This window comes from Bradyrhizobium nanningense (assembly GCF_004114535.1).
GTDB classification, from domain to species: domain Bacteria; phylum Pseudomonadota; class Alphaproteobacteria; order Rhizobiales; family Xanthobacteraceae; genus Bradyrhizobium; species Bradyrhizobium nanningense.
The window spans coordinates 202688-222717 of sequence record NZ_LBJC01000020.1 but is presented as its reverse complement, the minus strand read 5'-3'; the positions used below and the strand labels follow the sequence as shown (position 1 = coordinate 222717).

General features: G+C 64.7%; 17 protein-coding genes and 1 pseudogene. 3 read left to right on the top strand and 15 right to left on the bottom strand.

Going from position 1 to position 20030, the window contains the following annotated elements; translation table 11 throughout:
• Positions 1–243: 243 nt before the first annotated feature.
• The 13 genes and pseudogenes from XH84_RS39730 to XH84_RS13940 form a co-directional block, all read right to left on the bottom strand.
• Positions 244–399: a hypothetical protein gene (locus XH84_RS39730; protein WP_164936166.1), complete on the bottom strand. Its 156-nt coding sequence runs from the start codon at positions 397–399 to the stop codon at positions 244–246.
• A gap of 100 nt (positions 400–499) precedes the next feature.
• Positions 500–1024: a septal ring lytic transglycosylase RlpA family protein gene (locus tag XH84_RS14000; RefSeq protein ID WP_128918761.1), complete on the bottom strand. Its 525-nt coding sequence runs from the start codon at positions 1022–1024 to the stop codon at positions 500–502.
• Between the two features lie 172 nt (positions 1025–1196).
• A complete protein-coding gene (locus tag XH84_RS13995) occupies positions 1197–2849 on the bottom strand; it encodes an NAD-dependent malic enzyme (protein ID WP_128918762.1) in 1653 nt (550 codons plus the stop codon).
• Positions 2850–3355: 506 nt separating this feature from the next.
• Positions 3356–4352, bottom strand: a pseudogene (locus XH84_RS13990) (tripartite tricarboxylate transporter substrate-binding protein).
• Positions 4353–4451: 99 nt separating this feature from the next.
• Entirely contained in the window at positions 4452–6791 is a 2340-nt protein-coding gene (locus XH84_RS13985) for a mechanosensitive ion channel domain-containing protein (protein ID WP_128918763.1), read from the bottom strand.
• 866 nt (positions 6792–7657) lie between these two features.
• Positions 7658–8608, bottom strand: coding sequence for a polyphosphate kinase 2 family protein (locus tag XH84_RS13975; protein WP_128918765.1), 951 nt, complete (start codon positions 8606–8608; stop codon positions 7658–7660).
• Positions 8568–9587, bottom strand: a complete 1020-nt coding sequence (locus tag XH84_RS13970; RefSeq protein ID WP_128918766.1) for a branched-chain amino acid ABC transporter permease — start codon at positions 9585–9587, stop codon at positions 8568–8570. Before XH84_RS13970 ends, XH84_RS13975 begins: the two co-directional genes overlap by 41 nt.
• On the bottom strand, positions 9584–10465 hold the full coding sequence (locus tag XH84_RS13965) for a branched-chain amino acid ABC transporter permease (protein ID WP_128918767.1): 882 nt from the start codon (positions 10463–10465) through the stop codon (positions 9584–9586). The genes XH84_RS13970 and XH84_RS13965 overlap by 4 nt, the downstream gene beginning before the upstream one ends.
• A 5-nt stretch (positions 10466–10470) precedes the next feature.
• On the bottom strand, positions 10471–11175 hold the full coding sequence (locus XH84_RS13960; protein WP_128918768.1) for an ABC transporter ATP-binding protein: 705 nt from the start codon (positions 11173–11175) through the stop codon (positions 10471–10473).
• Positions 11175–11945: an ABC transporter ATP-binding protein gene (locus tag XH84_RS13955; RefSeq protein WP_128918769.1), complete on the bottom strand. Its 771-nt coding sequence runs from the start codon at positions 11943–11945 to the stop codon at positions 11175–11177. The genes XH84_RS13960 and XH84_RS13955 overlap by 1 nt, the downstream gene beginning before the upstream one ends.
• Before the next feature lie 15 nt (positions 11946–11960).
• A complete protein-coding gene (locus XH84_RS13950; RefSeq protein WP_128918770.1) occupies positions 11961–13271 on the bottom strand; it encodes an ABC transporter substrate-binding protein in 1311 nt (436 codons plus the stop codon).
• A gap of 93 nt (positions 13272–13364) precedes the next feature.
• Complete coding sequence (locus tag XH84_RS13945) at positions 13365–14069, bottom strand: NUDIX hydrolase (RefSeq protein WP_128918771.1); 705 nt, start codon at positions 14067–14069, stop codon at positions 13365–13367.
• A 29-nt stretch (positions 14070–14098) separates the two neighbouring features.
• Positions 14099–15124, bottom strand: coding sequence for an ABC transporter substrate-binding protein (locus XH84_RS13940; protein ID WP_128918772.1), 1026 nt, complete (start codon positions 15122–15124; stop codon positions 14099–14101).
• A gap of 138 nt (positions 15125–15262) precedes the next feature.
• Between XH84_RS13940 and XH84_RS13935 the strand changes: the two genes are divergently transcribed.
• Entirely contained in the window at positions 15263–15712 is a 450-nt protein-coding gene (locus XH84_RS13935; protein ID WP_128918773.1) for a cupin domain-containing protein, read from the top strand.
• Between the two features lie 157 nt (positions 15713–15869).
• Here XH84_RS13935 and XH84_RS13930 read toward each other — a convergent pair whose 3' ends face one another.
• Both XH84_RS13930 and XH84_RS13925 read right to left on the bottom strand, forming a co-directional pair.
• Entirely contained in the window at positions 15870–16658 is a 789-nt protein-coding gene (locus XH84_RS13930; RefSeq protein ID WP_128918774.1) for an ABC transporter permease, read from the bottom strand.
• The gene (locus XH84_RS13925) at positions 16658–17476 is read right to left on the bottom strand and encodes an ABC transporter ATP-binding protein (protein ID WP_128918775.1); all 819 of its coding nucleotides are present in this window, start codon (positions 17474–17476) and stop codon (positions 16658–16660) included. Before XH84_RS13925 ends, XH84_RS13930 begins: the two co-directional genes overlap by 1 nt.
• 120 nt (positions 17477–17596) lie before the next feature.
• On the opposite strand from XH84_RS13925, the gene XH84_RS13920 reads away from it, so the two are divergent.
• Together XH84_RS13920 and XH84_RS13915 are read left to right on the top strand one after the other, a co-directional pair.
• Entirely contained in the window at positions 17597–18379 is a 783-nt protein-coding gene (locus tag XH84_RS13920; protein ID WP_128918776.1) for an ATP-binding cassette domain-containing protein, read from the top strand.
• A complete protein-coding gene (locus XH84_RS13915; protein ID WP_128918777.1) occupies positions 18376–19935 on the top strand; it encodes a glycine betaine ABC transporter substrate-binding protein in 1560 nt (519 codons plus the stop codon). The genes XH84_RS13920 and XH84_RS13915 overlap by 4 nt, the downstream gene beginning before the upstream one ends.
• The last annotated feature ends 95 nt before the right edge of the window (positions 19936–20030 follow it).

Sequence of the window (20030 nt, the reverse complement as noted above, 5' to 3'; positions counted from 1 at the left end):
TTTACGCGGGCAACAAAAAGCGCCGCTTCCGCGGCGCTTTTCGTGTGGTGTGGTCACCTCAATGGTGCCAGAACAATGCCAGCAGCAGAATGATCGGCAGCGGCACGCCAAGCAACCAAAGCAAAGCACCTCGTCCAAAACCCATGATGTCCTCCTCTCTCCTGCCCAGATGACGCAGGAGAGACGAAGAAGTTCCTCGCTTCGCAGGAAGCACGAATGCGATCAGAGCATGGTTTGCGGGAGTTATGCGCGCCGATATTTGCCGGCGATGACTTCGATCTCGCGGCGGCGTTCGTCGGCGAAGGCCAGGAGCTTTTCGATCGTCAGCGTATCCGTGATCCGTTTGGCGAGCCGCTCGGCGCGTGCGGCCTGATCTTCGAGATACTGGATCGTGTTCAAGCGTCCGCCTCCCCAACAGCCCCAAATTGTTCGGACACGCATGGTGCTTGAGAAGCCGCTAACAGCCGGTTAAGCGCGCCGCCTTGTCTTGACGAGCGCGCTATTGCACGACCTCGAGCCGGACGTTGGTGATGCCCTTGTCGACCATGCCGAGCGCCTCGGCCGCGGACGGCGAGATGTCGACCACACGCCCGCGAACATAGGGACCGCGATCGTTGACCCTGACCGTGACGAAGCGGCCGGAATTGGTATCGGTGACGCGCAGCTTGGTGCCGAACGGCAGGGTGGGATGCGCCGCGGTCAACTCGTTCTTGTCGAACCTCTCGCCACTCGCGGTCTCCGTATCCGAATAGAAGCTGGCAATGCCGTGCGAGGCAGCCTGCTTTGCCTCGCCCGTCGCGTCGGGCACGCGCGCCCGGCTGATCGGACGTGGATGCAGCGCCGCCACACGGTGCGGGCGCTCGACCACGGCCTGCCGGCTGACGCCGGCGAGATCGGCCTTCTGGCGGCCGACCGGCGATTGCGCGCAAGCCGCAAGCGAGGCGGCGCCGGCGACGGCAAGCAGCAGCCGGCACGAGGTTGCGAAGGAAATCCGGGCAGTTTCGGCACGTGCAATGCGAGACATGGTACGCCCCTCCGAACGGGGGCGATTTTCGGTGGGCAATGAGGGCAGAACCTTGTCGGAACAAAAGCAGGCGTGGGGCCACCGCCGTTTCGCGCCAGCTGTGACGATTCCACCACAGTGACGCGTCCTGAATCGGGACAGGCCACGCAAGGTGGCCGGCCGAGCCGGTGTCTCAGTAATGCGGCTCGTACATCTGGGACTGGACCAGCGCCTTGACGTCGTTGGGCGCCGGTCCGTCCGCGAGCCCGCGCTGATAGGCGACGTCCGCGACGGCCGCGGCGATGCGGACCGAGACCTCGCGAATGCGCGGCAACGCCGGATAGAGACTGCCCTGCGCGAGGTCCTCCTTGCCGACGCAATCGGCGAGCGTATGGGCCGCCGCCATGAACATCTCGTCGGTCACCAGCTTCGAGCCGCTGGCGATGACGCCGAGGCCGACGCCCGGAAAGATGTAGGAGTTGTTGCCCTGGCGCGGCACGAAGCTGCGGCCGCCCAGCTGCACCGGATCATATGGGCTGCCGCAGGCGAACAGGGCACGGCCCTCGGTGTAGCGATAGGCATCCTCCGCCGAGCATTCGGCCTTCGAGGTCGGGTTGGAGAGCGCGAACACGATCGGCTGTTCGTTGAGCTCGGCCATTGTCTTGAGCACCTCCGGCGTGAAGGCGCCACCGACCGCGGCGACGCCGATGATCGCCGTCGGCTTCAGCGTCTTGATCGCGGTGAGGAAATCGGAGATCGGCGGTTGATCGGCATGCGCATAGCGCAGCTTGTGGCCGGAGAGACCCTCGCGGCCGCCGACGACGAGGCCGCGGGAATCGACCAGCCAAGTGCGCCGGAGCGCGTCTTTTTCGGAAGTGCCTTCCGCCATCATCGCGGACACCACGAGATCGGCGATGCCGGTCGCCGCCTCGCCCGCGCCGAGGAACAGGATCTTCTGGTCCTTCAGCTTGCCGCCACTCACACGCAGCGCCGAGAACAGACCGGCCAGCGCCACCGCGGCGGTGCCTTGGATGTCGTCGTTGAAGACGCAGGCTTCATCCCGATATTTGTGCAGCAGCTTGAACGCCGAATGATTGGCGAAATCCTCGAACTGGATCAGCACGCCCGGAAAGATCTTCCGCGCGGCTTGCATGAACTCGTCGACGAAGCTGTCATAGGCCGCGCCGGTCAGCCGGCGCTCGCGAAGGCCGAGATAATAGGGATCGTTGAGAAGCTCTTCGTTGTTGGTGCCGACGTCGAGCACGATAGGCAGGCACGTTTCCGGATGCACGCCGGCGCAGGCCGAATAGAGCGAGAGCTTGCCGACCGGGATGCCCATGCCGTTGGCACCGAGATCGCCGAGGCCCAAAATGCGCTCGCCGTCGGTGACGACGATCAGCTTGGCCTGATAGGGCCAGTTCTTCAGAAGCTCGGCGATCTGGCCGCGATCGCGCGAGGAGATGAACATGCCGCGCGGCCGCTGGAAGATCAGGCCGTATTTCTGGCAGGCGAGCCCGACCGTCGGCGTGTAGATGATGGGCTGGATCTCGTCGATATTGTCGACGACGATGCGGAAGAACAGCGCCTCGTTGCGGTCATGCAGCGCGTTCAGCGCGACATATTTTTGCAGATCGGTCGGCAGCGTGCGCAGATTGGTGAGAACGCGCTGCGCCTGCGTCTCCATCGTCAGCACGCAAGGCGGCAACAGGCCACGCAGGCCGAGTGCGGCGCGCTCGGATTCCGTGAAAGCGGTGCCCTTGTTGAGCAAGGGATCGCGCAGCAGCGCCATGCCTTGCGGCGGATTGGACGACGTCGATTGGGCAACGACCCGGGCAGGTCTATTCACGAATTCCCCCAAGCTTCACATTGAACTACGGACATTGTCGGCCAGCGCTCCATTGAGATCAAGGACGTAGAGACTGAAGCGTCGATTGTGATCTCGCAATGCAGCGAGACTCTCGCGAACGACTGGCAGTTGCGCGAGACGCAAAGGTTAACGCGGCAAGACTCGTGCACCTCATGGTGAGGAGGCGCGTCAGCGCCGTCTCCGGACAATGCTTCGCATCGCCGGGCGAACCATGAAGGCCCCACTCTCGCATTGGATATGCACGATGCTTCGGCATCGGGACTGGACTCCCTCTCCCGCTTGCGGGGGAGGACTGGGGTGGGGGTGTCTCCGCGTCGGGATTGTCGAGAATGTGCCTGCGCGGCGAGAACCCTCGCCCGCCGCGCTCGGGACGATGCTTCGCATCGCCGGGGGCGCGTCGGCCTCTCCCGCAAGCAAGCGGGAGAGGCGGAGCAAGCGCCTGCAGCGCGGCCTCCTCAGAATGAGAGGGCACATGTGAGGCAGCGCTATTCAGGCTTGATGTTGGCCGCCTTCACGATCGGCCACCATTTCTCGGTCTCGGCCCTCTGGAACGTCGCGAGCGCTGCGGGCGTCTGCTGCTCCGGTGGTGGAATCTCCTGGCCCAGCTCGGCAAAGCGCTGCTTGACGGAAGCGTCGGCAAGCACGGCGACGATGGCCGCGTTGAGCTTGGTGATGATGTCCTTCGGCGTGCTCTTCGGTGCCCAGATGCCGTGCCAGTAGGAAATATAAAGGCCAGGCAAACCTGCTTCGTCGACGGTCGGCACATCGGGTGCAGACGGAAGCCTGGTCGGCGAGGTCACCGCGAACGCCTTGATCGCACCGTTCTTGACGTGCGGCAGCGAGTTCGACGCCTGATCGAACATGATGTCGATCTGGCCGGCGACGAGATCGATCATGGCGGGGCCCGCGCCGCGATAGGGCACGAACTGGAAGTCGGTGCCGGTCTTGTCCTTGAAGAAGACGCCGGCGACATGGGCGCCCGTGCCAGCCCCGGCCGTCCCGGCCGTAGCCTTGCCGGGGTTGGCCTTCAGCCACGCGATCATCTCTTTCAGATTGGCCGCCTCAAGCGACTTCCTGCCGACGATGAGCTGCGTTCCCATCGCGATCATCGCGACCGGCTCGAAATCGGCGACGACGTCATAGGGCAGCTTGAAGATCGCGCCGTTCAGCACATGGGTGCCCCAATGGCCGATCGTGATCGTCGTGCCGTCGGGGGCCGCACGCGCGACGCGGCTACCGGCGATGCTGCCGGAGGCACCGGCCACACTCGACCACGATTGTCGTGTGCAGCTCGGCGGCGATCCGTTCCGACAGGATCCGCGCCAGCGTATCGGTCGGACCTCCCGCCGCGAATGGTACGATGAGAGTGATCGGGCGCGAGGGAAACGGCTGCGTGTGACCCGGTGCCATCCACGGGGCAGATCCGGCCAAGGCGCACAAGACGATCACATGGCCGCGCAAGCCAGCCCACAGCCCTCGTATCATTCCGCCCATCCATTTTCGTCGCCCGCATGTTGGCAGCGGGCTGGAGGCAGAGTGAACGCTGCCGGACGCGCGGAGGCAAGCCGGATTATCGAACCGCTATCCGGCCGCCCGCCGCGGCGTCAGGTTGGCCGAGCCATCGGCCGGCGGCGCGACATGCATCAGGATGGTCTGGGTGGCGGATGCGACGTCGATGCCGTTCTGCTGGAAGCGCAGCTTCATGCGGCGGTTGAATTCGCGCTGGACCGGCCAGCGCCCGGCTTCGGTGCAGCGGATTTGGCCGACGATCGACACCATCGCGCCGTCCACCTTGTCGACGCCCCACAGCTCGAGGTCGCCGCGGATCAGCGCGCGGAATTCGCTCTCGCGGCGCATCTCCTCGACGATGTCCTTGAGGATCTGGCTGGCGCGGTCGGTGTCTTCCTTGTAGGCGACGTTGACGCTGACCGAGGCGTTACCGGCGCCGCGGCTCGCATTGGTGATGGTCGTGACCGCGCTGAACGGCACGATGTGCACGGCGCCGTCGCCCGCGCGCAGGCGGATGGTGCGGATCGAAACGTTCTCGACCACCCCGGACAGCCCTGACACGCTGACATTGTCGCCGACCTGCACCGTGTTCTCCAGCAGCAAGAAGAGGCCGGTGATGAGGTCCTGCACCAGCTTCTGCGAGCCGAAGCCGATAGCGATGCCGACGATGCCGGCGCCCGCCAGCAGCGGCGCGACGTTGACGCCGATCTCGCTCAGCGCGGTGAGGCCGACGACGGTGGCGATCAGGCAGAGCAGCGCGGTGCGCAGCATCGGCTGGAAAGTGCGCAAGCGCGCGGCGCGGGCGTAATGCCCATCGCGCGACAGCGTGTTGATCTGGCGGTCCAGCAGCGCGTTGCTGGCTTCCCAGATCGCCGCTGCGATGGCGACGGCGAGACCGATCGTCACCACGGCCGAGATCAGACGGCTGCCGATCTGGCCGCCATAGAACCAGACGATGGCATCGACGCCCCAGACCTCCAGCACGGCCACGAAGCCGATGAAGACGATCACGCCGGATACGATCTTGCGCAGCAGCGGCAGATAGCGGTTGGCGCGGATCTCGAGACCCGGAAAGCGCTGGAGAATCTCCGGTTGGATGCGGAAGCCGCGGTCGATCAGACTGAGCGTCAGCATGATTGCGACGCGCGTGATCACAGCGACCACGATGGTGCCGACGAAATATTGCAGCAGCAGCGAATAGCCGTTGCGAATGTTGAGAGCCCATACCGCCCACAGCGCGAGATCGAGGGCGATGGCGAGATAATGCCACCCGCCGGCGATGCGGTTGCGCAGGCGGGCTGCAATGCCCTGCCGGTCGGCCGGTGCACGGATGGCCTCGGCGACCTGGCGACGGCATTGCAGGATGATGACGACGACGAAGAGGTGCACGATCAGCATCACCATGCGCAGCAGCGCGGCATAGCCGGCGCGGTGCAGACCGAGCAGCAGCGCCACATTGGCAAAGGCGATGCCGGAGACGCCGACGCCGACGATGCGGCGCGCCCAGATCTCGATATAGGCCGCGGTCTCGGCTCGCACCGGGAACAGGCCGAACGGCCCGGCCAGCGCCCGGACGATGCAAATCAGCCCGCGCGAGAACGCATAGGCGTTGACGACCGCGAGGATCACGAGGCGAACAATGGTAGGCTGGCCGATCTCGGTGCCGAGCAGCGCCGTCGCGACACCCACGAAGACGAGAACGGGAAGCAATTCCAGGACGAGGCGGCCGAACACGGGGGGCAGCCGCAGCATGATCTGCCAGACGCGTGCAAGGCTGTGACGCCGCTTGTGCAGCTCGGGCGAGGGGGTGACATCGACGAGCGACGACGGCGGATCGGCAACCGGCAGCACCTGCGCCGGCAGATGCGCGGTTTGCGGCACCCGTCCCTCCAGGAAGGCAACCGGGCGACGGATCAGGCGGAACAGCACCCATTCGGCCGCGAGCGCGCAACCGATCACCAATGCGAGCTTCCAGGCGATCTCGATCAGAAGGTTATAGGCCGCGGGATCGTTGGCCGTCCGCATGATCCAGTAATAGAACGCCGGGAAATGCGTGATCGTCCGCGCCACGCTGGCGATCTCGCTCGAGATCTCGCCGATCTCCTCGGACACCGTGAGCAGGAGCTGCGCACCGAGACCGTCGGCCGAGAGCGGGATCGGCGACTTCTGCTCGGGTGCGGGCGTCGCCGGCTGCTGCGGACCGGACGCATTGGCGATCACGCGCAGCGTATCGATCATCTGCCCGCGCTTCTTGTCGTCCTGGAGCGTCTCAAGCGCGCGCCTGGCTTCCTCGGGCGACAACGCGGCAGCATTGTTCGTCGCCGGCCGAGGCGGCTCGGCGCGGACGCCGGAGAGAGAGGAGATCGCGAGGAAGACGACGGCGAGGACCGCCGGGACCAGCTTATGCGACACGAGGATTCCCTGAAAAAAATGCATGCGCCGGCGGCGTCGGGACCGCCGAAACACATGCGTCATGTCGGATGCCCGTTATTCGCCCCTAGCCTGTGTCGGAAGTTGGCCTTCGAGGCGACATTCTCTTGGCATTTGCCGCAATGCAAAGATGGGGGAACTGCGTCTCAGCAGAGACCAAACGCCAACGGAACGCGATCCGTCTTTCTGCGGGATTCCGCAGCTCGGCTTTACAAGGTCGTCATGCCCGGGCTTGTCCCGGGCATCCACGCTCTTCGTGCCTCGGGCCAAGGCCGTCATGGCCGGGACAGGCCCGGCCATGACGGCGTGGAGACCAGCGTGCCCGCGTGCACAGGTCATCCGCAATTGCTTCCCGTCATTCCGGGCGCCGGCCCGGAATGACGGCGAGGAGGAAGGAGGAGAAACAGGATGTCGAAAACAGCTGTCGCGGTCGGCCTCATCACGGCCGTCCACACGATCAATGTGATGCAAAATACAGCGCCGGGAAGGTAGGGGCTCTGCCTTACTGATGTAGCCCGCTAAACCTTGACCCGGCGTGCCGTTCGCGGTTTCTGCCGCTATGCGATAGTCCGAACGAGCTCCATCGCACTTAACGCGGCTGGATTTGCGGAGGTGGTGTCATAGACCTCCCCTTGCTCATGAGGTGGACGTTGCGTGTCGCTTGTTTGCGACCTTAGAGATCGTCCTCCTGTGTCATCAGACTGTCAAGCGGGATCAATCAAGTCGGCTATCACAATTGGATTTGCCAGTTCCATCATCCCGCTGTTTTGCCCGACGCAGCAAATCGATTTCGTGAATTCCGCACCACCTTCCGACAACCATCAAGCCATTGATTTCGCTGTGGCCGCCTACTGTGCATGGGGTTGTTTTCGCGATTTCTTCGTATGGCCCCTCTTTTCTTCCTGCTCCAGCGCCTTGCGCACCTCGTCGAACTCCCGCAGCGAGGCCTTGTCGGCACGGGGAAAGCGCAGGTCGAGTTTTTCGAGCGCCGCATTGATCACCGATCCGATCACGACGCGGGCGAACCATTTGTGGTCGGCGGGCACGACGTACCACGGCGCGTGAGACGTCGCCGTGTGGCGGACGATGTCCTGGTAGACCGCCTGGTAACGCGGCCACAGCGCGCGCTCCTTGATGTCGTCCATGGAGAACTTCCACTGCTTGGCCGGGTCCTCCAGCCGGTCGAGGAAGCGCTCGCGCTGCTCGTCCTTGGACACGTTGAGGAAGAACTTCAGCACCACGGTGCCGTTGCGGCAGAGATAGCGCTCGAAGGCCGAGATGTCCTCGAACCGCTCCTTCCAGATGCTCTTGGTGAGGAGCTTTTGCGGCAGCTTCTCCTTGGCGAGGAGCTCCGGGTGCACGCGCGTCACCAGGCATTCCTCGTAATGGGAGCGGTTGAAGATGCCGATATGGCCGCGTTCCGGCAGCGCGATCACATGGCGCCAGAGGAAATCGTGGTCGAGCTCCTTGCTGCTCGGCGCCTTGAAGGCATGGACCTCGCAGCCCTGCGGATTGATGCCCTCGAAGATCGCCTTGATCGCACTATCCTTGCCGCCGGCATCCATGGCCTGGAATACGATCAGAAGCGACCAGCGGTCCTGGGCGTAGAGCTTCTCCTGAAACTCGATCAGCCGCTTCTTGTTGACGTCGAGAAGCTCCTGCGCCTTCTCCTTGTCGAGATCGCCCTTCTCGTTGGTCTTGTGGTCCTTGAGGTGAAACTTGCCGGAGCCATCGTAGCGGAACGGCGTGATGTAGCGGTCAAGCTCCTGGGCGAGCGATTTGGACGGCTTCTTGCTCATGAGCGCGGGGCACCTTGCGTTGCGGCTTCAATCGATCGAGCAGGCTACCAAGGATGCCCTTGGGAAGGAATATGATGAAGAGCACGAGCAGCACGCCGTAGACGAGATTGTCCCAGCCGACCGCTTTGGTGCCGAAGCCGATGCGCAGGGTCTCGGCCAGCAGAATGGTGATGATGGCGCCGAAGGTCGGGCCGAGCGAGACGAACAGGCCGCCCACGATGGCCGCGAATACCATCTGCAGCGACACCGCGATGCCGCTGACGGTGTCGGGGGTGATGAACATCTGGTACTGGCAGTAGATCGCGCCCGCGAGCGCCGTCATCAGGGCACTGAGCAGCGTGATCTTCAGCTTCTCCGCGGTGACGTCGACGCCGGCGGCCGCCGCCGCGTCTTCGTCCTCCGAGATCGCCTCCAGGGCATAGCGGGCCATGCTGCGGTCGACCCAGTGCCAGACCACGATGCCGAACAACCAGACCCCGAGCGCGATCAGGTACCAGATGGTCTTGTCGTCGAATTGCAGCGCAAGCAGCTTGTTGCTAGATGCCCGGTTCGGCGTGTAGCCCAGCGAGCCGCCGGTATAGTCGCGCGTCGCCGTGATGACCTGAAGCACGATGCCTGACAGCGCCAGCGTCACGAGCACGAAATAGTGGCCGGTGATGCGGAAGCGGAAGCAGGGATAGCCGACGATCAGCGCCAGCGCGCCGGCCGCGACCATGCTGACGGGAATGCCGATCCACGGCGTCAGGCCCAGATGATTCCACAAGAGCGCGGTGACGTAGGCGCCGATCCCCATGAAGCCGCCATGGCCGAGCGAGACCAGGCCGAAACGCCCCATCATCGACCACGAGGTGTAGGCGAACGACCAGATCAGGATCAGCACCAGGATGTGCAGATGATAGGGATCGCGATAGACGAAGGGCAGCGCGACCAGCGCCGCCAGCCCCACCCCCCACGCTGCCAGCCGCCCCTGCCCCGTCATCGGCGCCTCGCCAAGAGGCCCGCGGGCCGGATGAACATCATGACGATGAAGAAGGCGAAGGCGAGCACGTAGCCCCATTCGAGATCAGAGAACAGGCCGCCGAGCGAAATGATCTCGGCAAACACGAAGGCTGCGATGAAGCCGCCGATGAAATTCCCGAGCCCGCCGAGCACGCAGATCAGGAAGGTGATCGGCCCAAACGACAGACCGACGAAGGGGTGCACGTCATATTGCAGCACCAGCAAGCAGGCGGCGAGCCCGGCCAACCCGCCGCCGATTGCAGAGGTGATGAGATAGATCCGCCTGGTGTCGACGCCCATCAGCGCCATGATCTGGCGGTCCTGCGAGATGGCGCGGATCGCGGTGCCGGTGAAGGTGCGCGTCATGAACAGATAGACCGCGACCATGCCGACCAGCGCCGCCAGGAACGACAGCAGCCGCGCGTAGCTGAAATTCATATCGCCGAAGCTGAGCACCGGCAGGCGGATGCCGAGATTGCGGAAGTCGATGCCGAAGGCGACGGTGGCGAAGCTCTGCAGCACGAACAGAACCCCGCCGGTCGCGAGCAGCTGGTTGATCGGCGGCGCGGTCAAGAGCGGCGCGATCACAAGATAGTGCAGCGCCGCGCCGAGCATCGCGACCAGCAGAACCGTGAGAGGCGCGGCAATGAAATAGCTAATGCCGTAAACCTGCACCATGAAGTACATGGCATACATGCCGATCATGACGAGCTCGGCGTAGCAGATCCAGGTCACGTCGATGACGCCAAAGATCAGATTGAGCCCGAGCGCGAGCAGCGCCAGTACGCCGCCGAGCAGGATGCCGTTGATCACGGCCTCCAGCAGGTAGATGTCGAAAATGTCCAGGAACGCCTGCATGCCCATCACACCCCGAGATACGCTTCCTTGACGGTGTCGCTCGCCAGCATCTCGGCCGAGGTGCCGGACGCCCTGATCGTGCCCGCCTCGATCAGATAGGCGCGGTCGACCACTTTCAGCACCTGCTGCACGTTCTGCTCGACGATCAGCACGGTCAGCCCGCTGGCGCGGATCCGCTTCACCAGCTCGAACACCTGCTGCACCACGACCGGGGCAAGGCCCGCCGATGGCTCGTCGAGCAGCAGCAGCTTCGGATTGGACATCAGCGCGCGGCCGATCGCACACATCTGCTGCTCGCCGCCGGACATGGTGCCGGCCATCTGGTGCCGCCGTTCCTTCAGGCGTGGAAACAGGTCGAACACGACCTCGAGCCGCTCGGCATAATGGTCGCGCGCCTCCTTCATGAAGGCACCCATCTTGAGATTGTCGTCGACCGAGAGCTGGGGGAACAGCCGCCGGTTTTCCGGCACATGCGCAATGCCGAGGCTGACGATCTTGTGCGGCGGCGTTGCGACGACGTCGACGCCTTCCATCTTGATCGAGCCGCGCGAGGGCCGGATCAGGCCGGAGATGACGCGCATCAAGGTGGTCTTGCCGGCACCATTGGGGCCGATCACGCCGACGGCTTCGCCAGCCTTGACGTCGAGGTCAACGTCGAATAGCGCCTGGAAGGTGCCATAGCCGGCATTGACGGCGCGGAGCTCGAGCATCAGGCGCCTCCCGCGCGGCGGCGCGCTTCGGCGGCCGCGGCCTGCGTGGTCTCGGCATCGGTGCCGAGATAGACCTCGATCACCCGCGGGTCGCCCGCCACGGTGCTTGGCAAGCCTTCCGAGATCTTCTCGCCGTGATCGAGCACCATGACGCGATCGACGACGCGCATCAACACGCCCATGATGTGCTCGACCCAGATGATGGTGATACCGAGCTCGTCGCGGATGTTGCGCAGCATGTCGGCGGCCTGGTCCATCTCGGCCTCGTCGAGACCGCCGAGGCTCTCGTCGGCGAGCAGCAGCTTTGGCCCAGTCGCGAGCGCCTTGGCGAGCTCGAGCTTCTTCAGACCGGCCGCGCCGAGACCATCGACGCTGGCATGGCGATCGGTCGGCAGGCCGACCATCGCCAGCGAGCGCTCGGCCGCCTCCCCGGCTTTGGCGCGGCTGTGGCGTCCCTGGCCGTAGAAACCGGCGAGTGCGACGTTCTCGAAGATGGTCAAACGGCGAAAGGGGCGCGGAATCTGGAAGGTACGTCCGATGCCGCTGTTGATGATCCGGTGCGGCGCAAGGCCCGCGATCTCGGTGCCTCCGAACAGGATGGAGCCGGATGTCGGCGCCAGAGTGCCGGAGAGCATGTTGAAGATCGTGCTCTTGCCCGAGCCGTTGGGGCCGATCAGGCCGAGAATCTCGCCCTGATCGACTTTGAACGACACGTTGTTCACCGCGGTGAAGCCGCCGAACCGCTTCACCAGCCCGCTGACTTCCAGCACCAAGGCCCTCCGCTGCTACTGGTTGCTGTAGGTGGTGCCCTTCGGCAGCGGCAGCACGGCCTCGCGCTGCGCCTGGCTCTTCGGCCACACCACGTGGGACTTGTCTTCGAGATACTGGATCACGACGGGGAACGAGCGTTCGTTCTGCCCGGCCATGGGCGTGCCCTCGCCGTAGAACTTCACGCCGAAGCCGAGCATGGTGCCGCCCTCGGGGATGTCGGTATCGAGTGCCGCCTTGCGCAGCGCGTCGGGATCGACGCCGCCGTACTTCTTGATCGCCCGCGGCAGCACATCCGCCATGAAGACGTAAGTGTTGGACGCGCCGATGCCGACATGGGCAGAGCGGATCGCAACGCCGGGCCGGATCTTGTCGAACTCCTCGCCGACCATCTTGATGACGGGCGGTAGCTTCGGATCCATGGTCTTCTGATTGGCCAGCCAGATCGAGATCGGGTCGGTGTTGAAGATATAGGTGGCGTCGGCTCCCATACCTTCCTTCAGCTTCTCATAGACGCCATAGCCCGCGCCATGCCCCATCAGCGCGCCGAACTTCAGGCCCTGCTCGCGAGCCTGGCGCAGCAGCAACGTGATGTCCGGATTGTAGCCGGTGTGGAAGATCACGTCGGGCTTGGCGCGCTTGAGCTTGGTCACCAGCGCGGACAGATCGGGGGCGGTCGCCGAATAGCCCTCCTTGAGCACGACGTTGAAGCCGGCCTTCTTCGCACCGAGCTCGTTGCCCTTGGAGACGTCGACGCCGTAAGCGCCGTCCTCGTGGATGATGGCGACGCGGAGGTCCTTCGCCTCCTTGCCGAACTTCTCCTTGGCGTTCTGCGCGATGAAATCCATCGTCATCATGCCGAACTGGTCGCCGCTCGCCTGCGGGCGGAACACGTATTTGTAGCCCTTCTCGTTGAACACGGCCGACGAGATGCAGGTCGTCATCCACATGAACTTCTTGAGCTGCTCGACGCGGGCGGCCACCGGCACGCATTGCGCCGAGGAGAAGAAGCCGAGCACCATGTCGACCTTCTCCTGCTCGAGCAGGCGAACGGATTCGTTGATGGCGACGTCGGGCTTGCTCTGCGCGTCGGCATAGACCGCCTCGATCTTGTAGCCCTCGACGCCGGTCTTGGCGAAATGGTCGAGGATGATCTTTGTGCCGACATAGTTGAGTTCGGAGCCGCCGCCGGCCAGAGGCCCGGTCAAATCGAAGACGACGCCGATCTTGATCTTCTTGTCCTGAGCCTGGGCGGACATTGCCAAGCCCGTCGCAGATATCGCGACCAACAGCCCACGTAGCAAACGGGCAGCCATGCGCAGGCGCATCAAACCCTCCCTGGACGATTGTGCATTGCATTCGTCTTGATCTTGCTTGCCCCCATCACATGGGCTGAGCGCAGGGATGTCAAGCCTTGCGCATCAGCGCGAAGCGAACTGCTGCTCGACAAAGGCCGTGACAAATCGCGGCATGGTCGGCCTGAGATCGCTCACCCCGCGCACAAGATGGATGGCTGACAATTCGGGCTCGTCCTCGCGGGCGAGGTTGGCTTCGATCCGGGCGCGAGCCTCTTCGCCGGACATATTCAGGTTGAGCACCTGCATCATCGCAATCGCAGGGCCGCTGACGACGCAGTGCCACTCCGGCTCAGCCCAATAGTCGGCTGTGGTCAGCCCGGTCTCTTCCCCAAGCTCTCGGATAACACTGCCGGGAATGTCGAGCGCACCCTCCGCAACGTCGTCGAGGTCGGGCGTGCCCGAGGGGAAATAGATGCGGCCGGCATTGGCGGTGTGCTGCGCCATCTCGCCCATGATAAAGGCGCCGTCGGAAGTGCGCAGCGCGCCCATGCCAAACCCGTTGAACACCGCCTTGTCGGGAAAGCTCCAGTCTCGCCAGGCGAGAAAGCTGGCAAAATCGGTCTCGAAATAGGTCGCGGAGAGATGGCCGTCCGCAAACACCGCGTCCCGCCCGAGCAGGACGCGGCCGTTCCAGATCTTCGGTCGCTCGCGCTGCTTCTCGGCGAAATGCGCCGCGATCTCGGCGCGACGCTCCTCGGCGAACGGCCAGACGATCGGCCGCACGGCAAGATCGAGCGTCGTGACGCGATGAATGATTGGTGACGTCATGAGGGACGATTATCGCGCCTTCGCGTCAACTATTTGACGTTCCCCGTGGTCTTCTTGGCTTGCTCGACGAACTTGTTGGTGAAGGTCTTGCTGACGTCGATCTTGGCATTGGCCACCTCGGGCGAGCCGACGCTGAACACCGCGAGCACGGCGTCCGCGCCCTTCGGGTCCATCTTGCCGGTCTCCGAGTACATCGGGATCGTGTTCTTCAGCGCGGCGAGATAGAGGTCCTTGTTCTTGCCGACCGTCTCCTCCGGCATCTTCGCCATGATCTCCTCGGGGCTGTGCGAATGGATCCAGGCCAGCGTGGCGAGGATCGCGTTGGTGAGCGCCTGCGTCTCCTTTTCGTGGCCGTTGACCCAGGCCGCCGTCGAATACAGCGCGCCGCCGGGATATTCGCCGCCGAAGGTCTCGAGCGTATCCTTCTGCGTGCGGGTGTCGGAGAGGATGCGCAGATCCCCGTGGTTGCCCTGCAGCACGGTGACCGAGGGATCGAGCATCACGGCGGCATCGATCTGGCCCTGCTCCATCGCGGCGACGGCGGTGGCACCGAGACCGACGCCGATCACGGCGGCGCTGGTGGGATCGACGCCGTTCTTCTTGAGCATGTACTTCAGGAAGAAGTCGGTGGAGGAGCCGGGCGCGCTGACGCCGACCTTCTTGCCGGCAAGATCCTTGACCGATTTGATGTCGTTGGTCCGCGAGGGCGCGACCACGAGCACGAGGCCGGGATAGCGGTCATAGACCACGAAGGCTTGAAGCTCCTGCTTCTTGGCGGCCAGGTTGACGCAATGGTCGAAATAGCCGGAGACCACGTCGGCGCTGCCGCCGAGCACGGCCTTGAGCGCGTCGGAGCCGCCCTTGAGGTCCACGAGCTCGACATTGAGGCCGGCCTTGTCGTATTCGCCGAGCTGCTTGGCCAGCACCGTCGGCAGATAGCACAGGCAGGAGCCGCCGCCGACCGCGATGGTGACCTTGCTTTGCGCCGCGGCAAATCCAGTGGTGAGCGTCAGCGCGAGCAGCGCGCCGGCAAGCCTGGCAATCGTGTTCTTCATTGGTTTCCTCCGTTCGGCCGGGCGGCACCATAGAGCAGCCCGGCTGGCTTGAGAAGCGTGGCCGGAGGCACTGGCCATCGGCCATTCGGCGCAATAGCATGTCCAAACAAGAATAATTCTCGATGGGCAGGATCATCCATGAATCGCATTACAGCCGGACTGTCGATTACGGCCGCCTTCGTCGCCGGATGCGGCGCAACCTACCTGCTCGGGCCGGCGCTTGCCGCCGAGAACATCAACGCGCAGATCATCCATACCGGCGAGATGGAAGGCGACGCTCTGGGCCCCGCCAACAAGGTCGGTTACCGCTCCAAGACGTTCATGACCGCCGACGGCGCCACCGTGTCGATCCAGGTCGGCAACGTGCCGAAGCACCTGCATCCCAACACCAACGAGATCCAGTACATCCTTGACGGGACCGGGACGATCTGGCTCGGCGACAAGGAAGTGACGGTCAAGCCGGGCGACCTCGTCATCATCCCGAAGGGCACGCCGCATGGCGGCACCAAGCCGATCACCGGCCAAGTCAAGGCGATCGCGATCAAGACGCCGCCGCAGGCGCCTGACGACGTCAAGCTGCTGGATTAAACTGTTGCTTCGACCTCTCCCGCTTGCGGGAGAGGTCGGCGCGAAGCGCCGGGTGAGGGTTCTGTCCTCTTGGAGATTATCCCATTGGGGAGAGACCCTCTCCCCCGCCCTCCCCCGCAAGCGGCGGAGGGAGCGCACCTGCGATGAGGCTTGATTCCTAGCCCCGCCCATCCGATGCGGTCGGCCGCCACACCAGGAGGCGCCGCTCCACCAGCGTCACGCCGAAATCGATCAGGATCACGAAGGCCGACAGCACGAACATGCCGGCGAACACGCCGGCGACGTCGAACACGCCCTCGGCCTGCTGGATAAGATAACCAAGGCCCGCCGCAGATCCCAGATATTCGCCGACCACCGCGCCGACCACGGCGAAGCCGACCGAGGTGTGCAGCGAGGAGAACATCCAGGACAGCGCGGAGGGCCAATAGACGTGCTGCATCAGCTGCCGCTCGCTCATACCGAGCATGCGGCCATTGTCGAGCACGGTGCGGCTGACCTCCTTGACGCCCTGATAGACGTTGAAGAAGACGATGAAGAACACCAGCGTCACGCCGAGCGCGACCTTGGACCAGATGCCGAGGCCGAGCCACAGCGCGAAGATCGGCGCCAGCACCACGCGGGGCAATGCGTTGACCATCTTCACGTAAGGGTCGAACACCGCGGCGACCAGCGGCTGGCGCGCGAACCAGAAGCCGACCAGCACGCCGCCGAGCGATCCGATCACGAAAGCCAGGATCGATTCCGCCAAGGTGATGCCAAGATGCTTCCAGATCACGCCGGAGGCGAACCATTTCACGATCTGGCTGAACACGTCGAACGGGTTGGAGAAGAAGAACGGCGGCAGCAGGATCTTGCCGAACACCGGCACGGTCGACAGTACCTGCCACAGCACGATGCAGACGACCGCGACCAGCACTTGCAGCGCGAAGAGCGTCGGGCGCGACATCAGACCGCCTCCGCCGCGTGCGTCGATTGCGCGTAACCCTTCATCACCTCGTCCTTGAGCACGCTCCAGATCTCGCGATGGAGCTCGTGGAACTCCTTGTCCAGCCGCACCTCGAAGATGTCGCGCGGGCGCGGCAAGCTGACGCGCCAGTCGCCGATGATGCGCGAGGACGGCCCTGCCGACATGATCACGACGCGGTCGGCGAGCGCGATCGCCTCTTCAAGGTCGTGGGTGACAAACAGCACCGCCTTGCGATCGGCATTCCACAAGTCGAGCAGCAGATTGCCCATCACCTGGCGGGTCTGCGCATCGAGCGGCCCGAACGGCTCGTCCATCAAGAGGATCTTCGGATCGCGGATCAGCACCTGCGCCAGCGCCACGCGCTTGCGCTGGCCGCCGGAGAGCATGTGCGGATAGCGACCCGCGAAGGCGCCAAGGCCGACGGAGGTCAGCCATTGCTGCGCCCGCGGCAGCGCTTCAGCTCGCGGCGTGCCCTTGATCTCGAGACCGATCGCGACATTGTCGAGCGCGGTCTTCCAGGGGAACAGCGCGTCGGCCTGGAACAGGTAGCCGGCATCCCGGTTCAGTCCCGCCAGCGGCCGGTCGAAAATCCTGACGCTGCCGGCGGCCGGCTTCAGCAGCCCGGCCGCGACGTTGAGCAGCGTGGATTTCCCGCAGCCCGTGGGGCCGACAATGGCCACGAACTCGCCCTGCGCCACCGCAAGATGGGCTTTCTCCACCGCCGTATAGATCCGCCCGTCTCCGAGCCGGAACGCGACCTTGGCATCTTCCAGCGCCACTGCCGTGGGCGTCGACATATGCTTCCTCCAAATTTCGCTTGATGCCTTAGCCGCTCGCGCGGCCAAGTTCAATCAATCGGCCAAGCGTGCTACGCATGCCCTGCCCCTCCAAGGGAGGGTAAGAATGAGCTGCGTCGAATGCCTTCCAAGCCGGCCATTAGCTACGCCCACATCACCAAGCGGTTCGGCTCTCTCACAGCCGTGGACGACGTATCGCTCGACATTGCCGAGGGCGAGTTCCTGGCCATCGTTGGCGGCTCCGGCTCGGGCAAGACGACCCTGCTCCGGCTCGCCAACCGGCTGATTGAGGTCGACGGCGGCACCATCACGGTCGAGGGCGAGGACGTGAGGAATGTCGATCCGGTCGCGCTGCGGCGGCGGATCGGCTACGTCTTCCAGGCTGGTGGACTGTTTCCGCATTTGAGCGTCGCCGACAATATCGGGATCACGCCCAAATTGCTGGGCGCGCCTGTGGCGAGCATCGCCGCGCGGGTCGACGAACTGCTTGCGCTCGTACAGCTCGACCGCGATGCGCATCGCGACCGCCTGCCGGAGGCACTCTCCGGTGGCCAGCGCCAGCGCGTCGGGGTGGCACGGGCGCTGGCCGCAAAGCCCCGCATCGTACTGATGGACGAGCCCTTCGGCGCGCTCGATCCCCTCACCCGCGACGCGCTCGGTGACGATTATCGCTCGCTGCACCGCAAGCTCGGTCTGACCACGGTGATGATCACGCATGACATGACGGAGGCGATCCTGCTCGCCGACCGCATCGCGGTGATGCGCGGCGGGAAGCTGCTCGCCCAGGGCACACCCGCCGAGCTGTCGAACAGCAGCGACGCTTACGTGCTGGAGCTGTTGCGCACACCGCGCCGCCAGGTCGAACGGCTGAACGCGCTGCTGCCGCAGGGCGGTGCGGCATGAGCCTCTTCACCGATCCGCGCTGGGGCGAGGCGCTGTCGCATCTGCCCGATTATCTCGGCAACCATGTACGGGTGAGTCTTGCCGCGCTCGTGCTCGGTCTCGCCGTCAGCCTGCCGCTGGCGATCCTGACGCGCAACCGCCCGGCGCCGCGCACCGTCCTGCTCGCACTCGCCAGCATCGTGCAGACGGTGCCGGGACTGGCGCTGCTGGCGCTGTTCTATCCGCTGCTGCTGCTGGCGGCGTCCGTGACGCTGGCCTGGTTCGGCGTGTCCTTCTCGGCGTTCGGCTTCCTGCCGGCGATGCTGGCGCTGGCGCTCTATTCGATGCTGCCGGTGCTGCGTAACGGCATCACCGGGCTCAACGGCATCGATCCCGCGCTGGTCGAGGCCGCCAAGGGCGTCGGCATGACCACACGGCAGTCGCTGATCATGGTCGAGCTGCCGCTGGCGTTGCCGGTGATGATGGCGGGCATCCGCACCGCCGCGGTGTGGGTGATCGGCACCGCGACGCTGTCGACGCCGATCGGGCAGTCCAGCCTCGGTAATTACATCTTTGCCGGGCTTCAGACCCAGAACTGGGTGTTCGTGCTGTTCGGCTGCGTTGCCTCCGCCGCGCTGGCACTCGCCGTCGATCAGCTGCTCGGCCTGATCGAGGGCGGCCTGCGCCAGCGCAGCCGCCTGCGCAGCGGGCTCGGCGCGGCCGGCATCGCGGCGCTGGTCGCGGCAACGCTGGTGCCGACCATGGGACGCTCGTCGTCGGGCTACGTGGTCGGTGCCAAAACCTTCGCCGAGCAATATGTGCTGTCGGCGCTGATGCGGGATCGCCTCCGGGCGGCGGGCCTCCCGGCCACGACGCGTTCCGGCCTCGGCTCCAGCGTGGTCTTCGGGGCGCTGAAGGCCGGCGACATCGACCTTTATGTCGATTATTCCGGTACGCTCTGGGCCAACCAGTTGCACCGCACCGACATCAAGCCGCGCGCCGAGTTGATAGCGGAGCTGAAGACGGCGCTGGCGCAGGACAACATCGTTTTGCTCGGCGAGCTCGGCTTCGAGAACGCCTATGCGCTGGTGATGCCGAAGAAGCGTGCCGAGGCGCTTGGCATCCACACCATCACCGACCTCGCCGCGCACGCATCGACGCTGTCGATTGCCGGCGACTACGAATTCTTCTCACGGCCGGAATGGGCGGCGCTGCAAAAGGCCTATGGGCTTTCGTTCCGCGCCCAGCGCCAGATGCAGCCGGACTTCATGTATGCGGCGGTGGCCAGCGGCGAGGTCGACGTCATCGCCGGCTACACCAGCGACGGCCTGATCGCGAAATACGACCTGGTCGCGCTCGACGACCCCAGGCACGCGATTCCGCCTTACGATGCGATCCTTCTGCTCGCACCGAAGCGCGCCGGCGACGAGAGATTGCAGGCGGCGCTCAGGCCGCTGCTCGGCAAGATCGACATCGCCACGATGCGCGAGGCAAACCTGCGCGCCAGCGGCAATGACGCCAACTCATCGCCGGACGCGGTGGCGAGGTGGTTGTGGGAGAAGGTGGGAGGGCGGTAGGCCTAGCTCCGCTCAAGCTCCGTCATCCTGAGGCGCGAGGCATGGGACGCAACGCGTCCCATGGGGAGCCTCGAAGGATGCACGGCCACGGTTGT